Origin of the sequence: Alkalibacterium putridalgicola (genome assembly GCF_040959045.1) — a bacterium.
In the GTDB taxonomy this organism is placed as follows: domain Bacteria; phylum Bacillota; class Bacilli; order Lactobacillales; family Carnobacteriaceae_A; genus Alkalibacterium; species Alkalibacterium putridalgicola.
Genome location: NZ_CP162615.1, coordinates 1,030,076 through 1,042,795 on the forward strand (window position 1 = coordinate 1,030,076; position 12,720 = coordinate 1,042,795).

The following is a 12,720-nucleotide window of genomic DNA, read 5'->3' on the forward strand; positions in this document are numbered from 1 at the left end:
GACCTGCTAGATGTATTCTTATCTTAAGGTCATTTTTTTTGATAAAAATATGAATAATATAATATTGGAAATTGTAACGTTACATTATTATTTTATAATAATCATTATTTATGTTGACACGTGTAACGTAATGATATATTATAAGGATGTAATGAAAGCGGATACTAGCGTATCCATAAAAACAGGAGGAATAATAATGAATCTAAGAAAAAAGGCAATGTATAGTGCGGGTTTTATGGCAACAACAATGTTACTAGCTGCATGTGGTAATAATGAAGATACTGATACTGCAAATAATGGAGAAGGAAATGAAGAGCAGACTACGATAACATTCTGGGCGGCTCCTAACCCAACCCAAGAGCGCTTTTGGCAGCAACAGGCTGAGGACTTCATGGCTGAGAATGAAGATATTGTGGTGGAAGTTAGCCAGATGCAGGAAAGTCCATCTTCCGAAGCAACAATTCAATCAGCTGTCGCATCAAATACAGCCCCAACGATATCAGAAAATATTACGCGAAGCTTTGGAGCACAGCTTGTCAATAGTGAAGTTGTTATTCCTTTAAATGAGTTGGAAGGATTTGACGAGTTAATAGAAAATAGAGCAATGACAAATACAATCGAAACGTGGTCATTTGCCGATGGAAACCAATACATTATGCCGGTATACTCTAACCCTATATTATTTGGATGGAGAACTGATTTGCTTGAAGAAATTGGTGTGAACGAAGTGCCTCAAACTTATTCTGATCTTATAGAAGTAGCTGAATTATTATCGGAGGACTCTAATCGAGTTGTCTGGGCTAAAGCTGATTTGAGTGATTCAACTGGCTGGATGAGATACTTTGACTTCTTCCCAATGTACAACGCTGCAAGTGAAGGGAATGGCTTTATAGAAGGAAGCGATTTAATTGCTGACGAAGAAGCTGGTACAGAGTTACTGGGATTGATGGATTCCTTAAGAGAAAATAATGCTTTATTAACATCGCCTGATACAGATCCTTTTGAAAATGGAACAAGCGTCATGGCTGACTTAGGACCTTGGGCATTTCCAAATTGGTCCGAACAATACCCGGAATTAGTTTACGGTGAAAACTATGAAGTAACTCCGCCAGTCGTTCCTGATAGTATGGAAACAAATGAAGGGGCTTATACCTTTGCAGATGCTAAAGGTGTAGTCGTATATGAACAGGCAACAGAAGAAGAACGAAATGCAGCAATGGTCTTTCTAGAATATGTGTTTTCCGATATAGAAAATGATCTAGATTGGCTCGAAACAACCAGTTTAATACCAGCTCGTGATGATGCTGCTGAGAGTGAGGAGTTTGCTGAATATTTCGAAGAAAATCCTCAAATGATGGTTTATGCTGAGAATGTTCCAAATGCAGTTCCGCCAATGGACAATGCTGATTTCAACAGTCTGATGGAAATTATAGGAGAAGAAGCATGGAATCCAGTGGTTAGAGGAGATAAAGAAGCACAAGGAGCATGGGAGGATATGGTTGAAGCGTTACAAGGAGAGTTAGAATGATAAACAAAAAAAATAACAAATTGGGCTGGTTACTAACCAGCCCGTACTTGATATTCACGGTATTCATATTTCTGATACCCTTAGGCTTTGCTTTATGGTTGTCATTTACAGACTGGGATATGATGTCACCCACTATTAATTTTGTCGGCTTCGATAATTTCATTGAAGCCGCTCAAAGTACAGGTGTACACGCTGCATTCTTTGTCACATATAAGTTTCTAATTGTATTCGTTCCGCTTGTGTTGGCACTATCTATGTTAATTGCGGTGCTCGTTAATGCCTTACCAAAATTTAAAGGTTTGTATCTCGTTGCATTTTTCCTGCCTTATCTATCTAGTGGCGTTGTAACTTCGTTGATTGTTAACGGTTTGCTCTCTTACAATGGGACGTTTAATAGGTTTTTGAGAAATCAATTCGGTCTTCAAATTGACTGGTTAGGAAATCCGAACACAGCTCTGGTTATTATTTCCTTAATGATTGCTTGGAAAATGTCCGGTTATTATGCCCTGATTTTACACTCGGGATTAGAAAATATTAACAAAACATTGTATGAGGCAGCAGCTATTGATGGTGCAACAAGGAAAAACATGTTTTTCCAAATTACGATTCCAATGCTATACCCAGCTCTGATCACTGTTATGATTTTAGCTGTAGGTATCACATTCGGTATCTTTACTGAGGTTTATCAATTAACAGGCGGCGGTCCCAACAATGCAACTAATACGTGGCAGATGGAAATCTACAAAGAAGCTTTTGTAAGTCTGCAATCTGGTTATGCTTCTGCGATTTCATTGATTAGTTCGGTCATTACATTTATGACTGTTGGAGTATTCAGAAAATTTATTCAGAAATGGGGCGAAAGCAATGGTTGGACATAATGAAAAGGGAAGAACAACCTGGCTATATATTTTTACAACTTTTATATTACTAGCGATGATTTTTCCTTATATATATTTAGTTATGCATTCTTTTGCGGCCTGGGATCAAGTAGATAGAAGTTTAATTCCAACTGAGTTTACACTAAGATCATGGCAGTTTCTGCTAGGAGGATCAGAAGTATCTGTAAGGGCACCTTGGTTAAGAGCTTTTGCTAATACATTCTTCGTAACTACTGTGACAACCGTACTGATGGTTTTATTTGCTGTTATGGTCGCTTATGCACTAGCAAAAGTCGACTTTAAAGGTAAAAAATTCGTCAACAACTTCATACTTTTTCAAATGTTTTTCCCAGCTGTCATACTTTTAATTCCTCAATTTTTAATGGTAGCTGAAGTAGGATTGATCAATACTTTTAGCGGTATGATCGTACCTACTATGGTTAGTTTATGGGCAATATTTATGTATACTAACTTTTTTAAAGGAATTCCTGATTCATTGATCGAAGCTGCCAAATTGGATGGTGCGTCCGATATGAAAATTTTATTCCAAATTGTCATACCCATGTCAAAATCGATTACTTCTGTCGTGTTTTTGTTCTTATATACAGAGAGATGGACAAATCTTTTATGGGATATGATTGTTGCAGGTAGTAGTGATAATGTAACGTTAAACGTTCTTATTTCTCAGATGTTTGGTCCTTATGGATCGTATCCAGGACCTATGTATGCCGCATCTGTATTATTAACACTACCTTTGATTGTGCTTTTCTTGCTCTTTTCGAGAAGATTCCAAGAAGGGTTCCAAGACACGAATAAATAAGGAGAATATCAGTGAATAAACAGTGGTGGAACGAGACCGTTTTTTATCAAATTTATATACCTTCATTTAGAGATGGAAATCAAGATGGCATCGGTGATTTCAAAGGGATCACTGAAAAACTCAGCCACCTTGAAGAGCTAGGTGTTAAAGGAGTTTGGCTTACTCCTTTTTATCCTTCTCCTAAAATAGATAATGGTTACGATATTAGTGACTACACCGCAGTAGATCCGCAGTATGGTACGATGGAAGATTTTGAATGTTTTATTCAAGAAGCTAAAAAGCGAGACATTAAAGTCATCATCGATATTGTGATCAATCATACGTCAACAAATCACGAATGGTTTCAAGAATCGAAATCCTCTATTAGTTCGTCCAAGAGAGATTGGTATATTTGGAAAGATAAGCCTAACAACTGGGAATCATATTTTGGTGGAAGTGCCTGGGAATATGATGAAACCACAAAACAATATTATTATCACAGTTTTGCAAAAGAGCAGGCAGATTTAAACTGGTCTAACTCAGAAGTTAAGAGAGAAATTTATAAGATGCTGGAATTCTGGTTGGGTAAAGGTGTCGACGGATTTAGATTAGATGTTATTAACAATCTTACTGTTGAGCTGAATTTTGAAGACAACCCATACGATTCACAGGAAGAACAGCTGCATTCATATGATAAAGATCAGGAAGGGTTAGATGCTGTTCTGTCTGATTTGGTAACACATATCAAATCAATTAATTCAGATGTGTTACTCGTAGGAGAAATAAGTTCTGATGATTTAGATTTCATCTCTCATTATGCTCAAGACGGACTCTTTGATTTAACTTTTAACTTCAATATTGGGAGTTTAGAAAAGTTAGATTTGTCTGTCTTTTTTTCTGAACTGAATAAGATGAACGAGTTCTATATTGGAGAAAAGATACCAACTTTATTTTTTGGTAGTCACGATCTAAAACGTAGCTGGGACAGGTTAGCAGCTAATCATTTGAACACCTACAAAATGCTTCTGACATTTTTACTCTTGGCCAAAGGTGTTCCTTTTATTTATTTTGGTGAAGAGTTTGGTATGCGTAATTCCGTACCGGAGAAACTATCCGATTTTAGAGATGTTCAGGGCTTAAACGCTTATTACGATGCGATAAGCAAAGGAAAGTCAGAATCAGAAGCATTAAAAAAAGCACAGAGAAACACGAGAGATGGGGGAAGGACTCCAATGTCTTGGGACGATGAGCAAGAATCTGACAAGCAGTACTGGATCAAAAAAAGCGAAGATAATCCATTTAAAATGGTGATCATGGATTTCTATAAGAAAATGATCAAGATACGAGCTGATTTAGACTTAGGTTCAAGTGACTACAATCTATTTGAAACTGCTAAAGGCTCTCTGGTTTTCCAACGAAAGAACATACGCGTATATTTACATTTTGGCGAGAAAATGAGGACGTTTCCATGCTCGACCAAATATTTCCACGTCTTGTCTGAGACCGGTGATGTAATAATCGAAAATGATCAAATAAAATTAAGCAGCTATAGTTCAGTTGTTATAAAACTTAATGAAAGAGAGTGAAACTTTTGAATACTGTAGATAAATTATTGGGTACGTACAGAGAAACATTAAAAGAACAAACTAAAAATCCTGAACATATTATATTTGAAGGTGTGAAAGGGTTTGATGTATACAACGTTACTGCTCCTTTCATCATCAATAATACTAAATACATTGCTGGCAGAGTGGAAAAACGAGATAGCGAACATTCAAAAGTCTACTTTTTCAAGAACAATATGAATGTTTGGACAGTAGATGATGAAGCACCTGTTTTTGAACTTCAGGATCCGTTCGTTACATTTGTTGAGGATGAATTAGTCTTCGGCGGGGTAGAAATATTCGAATCCAAAGAAGAGCCTGGGATTTTTAAATGGCGTACAGTATTTTACAAAGGTGAAACGCTGCAAAGTCTGGAACGAATATTTGAAGGTCCTATGGGGATGAAAGACTTACGATTAAAAGAACTGCACGATGGAAGAATACTGGTCATGACTCGTCCTCAAGGGAACCCTGGCGGTAGAGGTACGATTGGAGCAGTAGTGGTAGCTTCATTAAATGATTTGAGTGTTGAGGTTATCAATTCTGCCAGCCTTTTTGATGATATGTATCCAGAAGATGAATGGGGCGGAGCCAACGAAGTGCATCTGCTAGACAATAAAACTGTAGGTGTGCTAGGACATATTGCCAAATTTGATAAATCTGGGGATCGTCACTATTACTCAATGGCCTTTACTTTAGATATCGAGACCATGACGCCAAGTGAGTTAAAAATTATTGCAGAGCGTAATGATTTTCTAGAGGGCCCTACAAAACGACTGGATCTGCAAGATGTAATATTCAGTGGAGGTTTAGTACGTTCTGGAAACGAAGCGACCTTGTATTCAGGTATCAGTGATGCCCGGGCACAGAAAGTAACAATTCTAGATCCATTTAGATAAAAAAGGAGAAGTTAGTGTATGACTATTAAACGATTTAAAGAAAACCCGATTATAACTCCCGAAGACGTCAAGCCATATCACGAAGGATTCGAAGTGATTGGAGCATTTAATGCTGGTGTGGCTGAGTACAATGGAGAAACACTTCTCTTAATGCGTGTAGCAGAGCGTCCGATTGTAGATGATCCATCGATAGTTAAAGTTCCTGTCGTTGATCCTGAAACAAGAGAAATAACTATTAAAAACTTTAGCATAGAAGATGATGAATATAATTTTGATGATCCCAGAGTTGTACGCAGACAAGATAAACTAGAAGGTCTATCATATTTAACGTCACTCTCTTATGTCAGAATAGCAAGAAGTAAGGGTGGTATAGAATTTTCAATAGATGATGAGCCATTCTTGTACCCGTACAATGACTATCAGACTTTTGGAATCGAAGACCCACGCGTGACTAAAATCGACGATACATACTATATCGATTTTACGTCTGTTTCAGAAAAAGGTGTCGCCGTGTCCCTCGTGACAACTAAAGACTTTGAGTCATTCACGGACCAGGGTATTATCTTTGCACCAGAAAACAAAGATGTCGTGCTTTTCCCGGAAAAAATCAATGGACTTTACTATGCCCTGCATAGACCGGTTCTAAAAAGTATTGGAAATTATGATATTTGGATCGCAGAATCACCTGATACGAAACACTGGGGAAATCACCAGCATTTGGCAGGTGTGCGAGAAGGAAATTGGGATGAAGAACGTATCGGTGCAGGGCTGACACCTGTTAAAACATCCGAGGGTTGGGTCGTCTTATATCACGGCGCTTCACATCAATCACGTTACTGCATGGGTGCCTTGCTTCTTGACTTGGAAGATCCAACCAGAGTACTTGCTCGTTCAGAAGCACCTTTCATGGAACCAGAAGAAGACTATGAGAAAAATGGCTTCTTCAATGAAGTGGTTTTCGGCTGTGGTGCTACTCAAAAAGATGATGACAGCTTGACAATGTATTACGGCGTGGCAGATACGTCCATTGCTGGTTGTGACATCTCTATTCAGGAGATAATAACTCATTTAAAGGAGTCAAAGTAATGGATTGGGAAAGAAAATACAACGAATGGCAGTCTGTTGTACATGATCATTCTTACATTACGGACGATCTGAACGGATTAACTAAGGAAGAAGCTCAGGATCGATTCGGAAAACATTTGGCGTTCGGAACAGGTGGTGCAAGAGGCACTTTCGGCGCGGGAATCAATCGTATCAACCACTACACTGTCCGACGAATTACTCAGGGTTTTTTAAATTATTTAATTAAGTATGTCAAAGATTCAAAAAGTAAAGGGATAGCAATCAGTTACGATACGCGTCATTATTCAAAAGAATTTGCAGAGAATGTTGCTTATCTGGCAGCTTCGCAGGGTTTCAATGTATATCTTTCTGATGAAACTAGACCGACTCCATTACTCTCATATATGGTCAGAAAGTATAAAACTGCTGGCGGAGTCATGATAACAGCTAGTCATAATCCGCCAAATTACAATGGTTATAAAATTTATGACTATACGGGTGGTCAAATGACCGAAACGATGGCTGATGCAATTGTTGAGGAACTGAGTGAAGTCACTAATGAACTTCAATTAGAAAACGGTTCATTTGAATCGGTTATTTCTGATGGGAATGTGACACTTGTTAGTGATGAACTGGATGACGCTTATTTAAAAGAACTAGAAAAAGATCTAAAAGAGCCTGAACTTTTTAAAGAGGCTACTGACTTCAACGTCGTTTATACTCCATTACATGGAGCAGGACTGGGCATTATTAAAAAGGCTTTTGAGTCTCTCAAATTCAAAAATTATTCCCTTGTACAGGAGCAGCTGACAGTTGATGGAACTTTTGAAACAGTTAATTCCCCTAACCCTGAAGATAAAGAGGCTTTTGCGTATGCAGAGATTTTAGGTAAGAAGCAACAAGCCAATGTTATTATGGCCACTGATCCTGATGCTGATCGATTAGGTGTCGCTGTTTTTGAAAATGACCATTATACGTATTTAACTGGGAACCAGCTAGGAGCTATACTTTTATCCTATTTAATAGAGAATAGTAATAATGGAGCTTTGAAGGACTCGGTATTAATCAAGACAATAGTAACGTCTGAGCTTGGAGCAGAAATCGCAAGAAGAAATGATGTTGAGGTTATCAATACATTAACCGGATTTAAGTATATCGGTGAAGTAATTACCAGAATGGAAAAAAGTGAAGAAAAGGACTTTCTATTTGGTTATGAAGAGAGCTACGGTTATCTTTTCAGTTCAATAGTAAGAGATAAAGATGCGATTCAGGCTGTAGTCTTATTACTCGAGGCTGCATTGTATTATCATAATAAAAATATCTCGCTAATAGAAGTACTGGATAATTTGTACAAAGAATTTGGTTATTACGCTGAGGATCTTGTGACAGTTAAATTGGACAGTGATGAGCAAAAAGAATCTATCAAAAAAAATATTTCAGAATTTCAAGAGAATTTAAAAGAAGGATTTGGCGACTTTAAATTATCTATTCTTGAAGATTATTCTACTAGTGAAAGAGTAGTACTATCTGGAAGTACGACGACTATTGACCTACCTAAATCTGATGTACTTAAATTAATTTTTGATGACCAATCATGGATAGCTATTCGTCCTTCTGGTACAGAGCCCAAATACAAATTCTATTTCTCGGCAAAAGAGGTAACAATGGAAAAAGCTACAACTAAACTTGAAAATCTAAAAGATAATTTATTCAAAATATTACTTTAACAGAAAAACATGCACCCTTATATTGGGAGCATGTTTTTCTGTTTCAACATACTTAAATTACTTAATCTCAATGAAACCTTTCAACAATAATCAATACGCTGGATCGGTCTCTTTAGGTTCCCGCCTGAATAAAACCAAGGCACCGACACCAGTTATACCTACGAAGAAACTGACGACCCAGCCGAGATAAGGAATCAGGATCAGCAGGTCCAAAATCAGAAGACCGGTTAAAACGATCAGGAATTCCTTGCCGAAGCTTTCCTGGTCAGAAGCTTTAAAAATGTATGATCCAATAAACGTTGCCACGACGATTTTTGAGAAAGCAATGGCGATGCCGTAGAGCAAAGCCAGAATGATGCCCATCGGGATCCCTATAATGGTGACCATTAAGAGCAGTATCACAAAGGGCGTGGCGATAATTGTCAGTAAACCGAAGCCCATCGTTTTAAGCGGCATGGTGGCGATAGGACGTGAGTTGTCCGTCCAGTAATGAGGACGCACAAGACGGATGACCAGCCAGATGACAAGAGCTGACAGGAAGTACCATATAGCATACAAAATTCTGAACAGCCATCTTTCCTGCTGACTGAACGTCATTCTCATGTTGTCCCAGGGTTCTCTTTCGGTGTAATCCGTCTGTCCGGCTACCGTTGCATTTTGAGACATATTCGCTTCGTTAGGGCTTTCGTAAATGAAATCTCCTTCGATAGAAGCCGAGTCATTCAAGGTGATGTCTTCACCGGTCACATTGGCGTCCCCACCGATCATACTGTTGAGGGTGATTGATTCCCCTGCTGAAAAGAGGTGACGCGGGACTTCACCATATATCAGTACATCCACACCGGCTACAAAAAGATCACGACCTGTTTGAGCTTCTTGATCGATCGTGACTGTTTCTCCGGCAAGGAAGACTTCTCCGTCATTTTGACCACTGAAGCGGATTTTCTGGCCGAGTCCGTAGATGTTACCATTGACTTCACCGTTTACCCTGACCGATTCGCCGATGACGAAAAGGGCCCCATTGATGTCGCCGTTGACTTCGATTTGATCGCCGGATGCAAACGTCGTCCCGTTGATGTCACCATCGATCTGGACTGTGTCTCCCGCAAAGAATCCGGGGCCGTCGATCGTTTCTCCTTCCTGATGCGTATGCCTGGCCTCGCGGTTGAACACGTGTGGCTGTGCTGAGACGGTACCGGCCATAACAACGAGTGAGAGTAAGAAAAAAATGATGACTGAAAGTTTTCGCTTGCTTGGTTTATTACTGATTTGCTTCATTATAATTGACCTCCTTTTTTTGAAAAACTGAACTGGCAGCTATTTAATCTTCATATAAAGGACACCTCTCTTGGTAAGTAAAAGTAACGTGATCGAGACAGGGATTACTGAGCGGAAGTAGATGATGGAATAAACGGGTGAGAAGGTAGCGGACAGAAAGCCATCGTGACTATCTTTCTTGAATCTATTCTACCACTATGTGAAAAAAGTCGTTAGTGATAACGATCCTTTTCATAATAGAAAAAACCGGAAGTGTAAAAAACAATCCTGTCTCTTATCTTTGTGTAAAAGCGATAACTTTAGTTATAATGAAGCTAAGCAAACTGACTATTTGGAAAAGCTTACAGAAAAGGAGCCGGTCCTCATGAAGCAACCAGAAATCATCGATAAGTCGATCGTTCAGGGAGAAAGGTACCGCTTCACCGTGATCACAGACAAACTGATACGAATGGAATTTTCTGAAGAAGGGATTTTTGAGGACCGATCCACTCAGATCGTCATCAACCGGTTTACTGACGACGTGGATTTTGAAGTGAAGGACTCTGAGAACATGGTAGAGATTCTGACGGATGCCTTCCATCTTTGCTATATGAAAGAGGAAGCGTTCGCTCCACATAATTTATTCGTTGATGCAAGGTACCGGTTTACCGAGTATTCGAACCGCTGGTATTATGGCCAGTACATTCCCACTTTAAAAGGATCCCTTCGAACAGTGGATGAAGTGGATGGCGAGGCGGAGCTAGAGGAGAGTATCATATCCAAAGCCGGGTATGCGGTACTGGATGATTCCAATTCCTTTATTTTTAATCAAGATGATACGATCAGTCCAAGAGGACACCAGCAGAAAGATATCTATTTTTTTGCATATGGGAGAGACTATCTGAAAGCGATCAAGGACTTTTACCGGCTGTCCGGACATCCGCCACTGTTGCCGCGCTATGCTTTGGGTAACTGGTGGAGCCGATACTGGACCTATTCAGAACAGTCGTATCTGGCACTGATAGACCGTTTCGAAGTGGAAGACATTCCTTTTTCAGTGGCCGTCCTGGATATGGACTGGCATTTGACTGATATTCCATCTAAATACGGGAGCGGCTGGACAGGGTACACCTGGAACAAGGAAATCTTTCCTGATCCAGAATCTTTTTTGACAAAGCTTCATGACCGGGGATTTTCCGTGACCTTGAACGTGCATCCGGCTGACGGTATCAGAGGCTTTGAGGAACAGTATGATATTGTGGCTGATAAATTGGATCTGAATAAACAGATGGAAGAGCCGGCCAGTTTCGACCTGATGAATGAGACTTTTCGAGAAACCTATTTTGAAGATGTGAATCATCCGTTGGAAGAACAGGGGGTCGATTTCTGGTGGATCGACTGGCAGCAGGGCGAGTACAGCCGCAGCATCGTCGATCCGCTCTGGCTGCTCAATCACTATTATTATGAAGATCTAAAAAAACGTGAAAATGATGCGCTGATCTTGTCACGATATGCGGGGCCCGGCAGTCAACGTTATCCCGTCGGTTTTTCCGGTGATTCGGTGATTTCCTGGGAATCTCTGCGGTTCCAGCCTTATTTGACCGCGACCTCTTCCAATATCGGCTTTACCTGGTGGAGTCATGATATTGGAGGAAACAATAAAGGGCATAGAGATGAAGAACTGATACTGAGATGGGTTCAGTTTGGCGTATTTAGTCCCATCAACCGGCTCCACAGTTCAAAGAGCGCCTTTACGAGCAAAGAACCGTGGAACTATACGGATAATATAAGAAAACAAATGGTAAAATTTTTGAGGCTTCGTCATGCCTTGATCCCGTATCTGTATACGTTGAATGTCCGCAACAGTGAAGAAGGAATCCCAGTTATCCAGCCGCTTTATTACAATTGTGCGATGGATGAAGCCGGCTATAACAATAAGAACGAGTACTTCTTCGGTGATCAGCTGCTCGTTCTGCCGATCACGCATAAAAGAGATGAAGAAACGCTTTACGGCAGCGAGCGTGTCTACCTGCCTGAAGGGATGTGGTTCGATATTTTCACCAATTTACGGTACGGAGGCAAAGTTGAAATGAAGATCTATCGCGATGAGTCAATGATCCCTGCCTTCGCACGAGCTGGGTGCATCATCCCTTTGGATCATAAACCGACTGAAACCAGAGCCAGTGATCTGCCGGAAGAGATCGAGTGGCTGATCTATCCCGGCCAAAGCAATGCCTTTGATTTAGTGGAAGATCAAAATGGTGTTCGGTCCATTACAACGTTGGAGTTGAATGTTTTAGATCAGCGTTTGACCATCAAAACAGAGGATCCGGGAAAGATCCTGCCTCAAAATCGTAAGCATATCATCCAATTCAACGCCTCAAAAAAAGTTGAAGTCACAAGCTTTGAGAATGGGAAAGTGGAGATTGCAAGATTTTCAGAAGACTTGAATCGGACATCGGTTACGATCATTCCTCAAAATGCCGATCACACGACCATCAGATTCGATCACTTCAAAATAATCAAAAAGCAGGATATCAGCAGTGAATTATACAAACGACTGCATCGGGCACAGGTAAGACATTATCTGAAAAATGATCTTTTAAGCAGCTTTGACAGTGATCTGACCGACTTCAGCCTGCTCGCCCTCGTGGATCAGATAGAAGAAGAGTATTTGAGCGAATCCCTATTCGAACTGCTGTATATCAAGAACAGCTGACTAATAGAAACAATCCTAGCAGAGGAAAAACTAATGCATAAAATGAAGACTTACAGTTGGCCGGCAGGCTTTTCTGTAAGTCTTTTTTTACTAGTCAGTTCTGAAGTTTTTCGATATCGTTTATTATTAAAGTATAGCACTTAGATTTAGAAAACAAAAACATTTACTAATTTTACTAAAACATTTCGTAAACGCTTGCATTCTTTAGCAATTTTTTATATGATTATTACAACAATATAAGAAA

General features: G+C 39.7%; 9 protein-coding genes. 8 read left to right on the plus strand and 1 reads right to left on the minus strand.

Annotated elements, in window-relative coordinates:
* Positions 1-10: 10 nt before the first annotated feature.
* Genes AB4027_RS04960 through AB4027_RS04990 form a run of 7 tightly spaced genes read left to right on the plus strand, consistent with a single transcriptional unit; the run spans position 11 to position 8,500 of the window.
* Positions 11-1,528, plus strand: a complete 1,518-nt coding sequence (locus tag AB4027_RS04960) for an extracellular solute-binding protein (RefSeq protein WP_368646234.1) — start codon at positions 11-13, stop codon at positions 1,526-1,528.
* Positions 1,525-2,406 (plus strand): carbohydrate ABC transporter permease, encoded by an 882-nt coding sequence (locus tag AB4027_RS04965; RefSeq protein WP_368646235.1) that lies wholly within the window; start codon positions 1,525-1,527, stop codon positions 2,404-2,406. The genes AB4027_RS04960 and AB4027_RS04965 overlap by 4 nt, the downstream gene beginning before the upstream one ends.
* Entirely contained in the window at positions 2,393-3,226 is an 834-nt protein-coding gene (locus AB4027_RS04970; RefSeq protein ID WP_368646236.1) for a carbohydrate ABC transporter permease, read from the plus strand. Before AB4027_RS04965 ends, AB4027_RS04970 begins: the two co-directional genes overlap by 14 nt.
* An 11-nt stretch (positions 3,227-3,237) precedes the next feature.
* Positions 3,238-4,791, plus strand: coding sequence for an alpha-amylase family glycosyl hydrolase (locus tag AB4027_RS04975; RefSeq protein ID WP_368646237.1), 1,554 nt, complete (start codon positions 3,238-3,240; stop codon positions 4,789-4,791).
* Between the two features lie 5 nt (positions 4,792-4,796).
* Positions 4,797-5,708, plus strand: coding sequence for a DUF1861 family protein (locus AB4027_RS04980; RefSeq protein ID WP_368646238.1), 912 nt, complete (start codon positions 4,797-4,799; stop codon positions 5,706-5,708).
* An 18-nt stretch (positions 5,709-5,726) separates the two neighbouring features.
* Complete coding sequence (locus AB4027_RS04985; protein WP_368646239.1) at positions 5,727-6,794, plus strand: glycoside hydrolase family 130 protein; 1,068 nt, start codon at positions 5,727-5,729, stop codon at positions 6,792-6,794.
* Entirely contained in the window at positions 6,794-8,500 is a 1,707-nt protein-coding gene (locus tag AB4027_RS04990; RefSeq protein ID WP_368646240.1) for a phospho-sugar mutase, read from the plus strand. The genes AB4027_RS04985 and AB4027_RS04990 overlap by 1 nt, the downstream gene beginning before the upstream one ends.
* A gap of 90 nt (positions 8,501-8,590) precedes the next feature.
* Here the strand turns inward: AB4027_RS04990 and AB4027_RS04995 are convergent, their stop codons facing one another.
* The gene (locus AB4027_RS04995; protein ID WP_368646241.1) at positions 8,591-9,778 is read right to left on the minus strand and encodes a hypothetical protein; all 1,188 of its coding nucleotides are present in this window, start codon (positions 9,776-9,778) and stop codon (positions 8,591-8,593) included.
* 364 nt (positions 9,779-10,142) lie between these two features.
* Between AB4027_RS04995 and AB4027_RS05000 the strand changes: the two genes are divergently transcribed.
* Positions 10,143-12,476 (plus strand): TIM-barrel domain-containing protein, encoded by a 2,334-nt coding sequence (locus AB4027_RS05000; protein ID WP_368646242.1) that lies wholly within the window; start codon positions 10,143-10,145, stop codon positions 12,474-12,476.
* Positions 12,477-12,720: the final 244 nt, after the last annotated feature.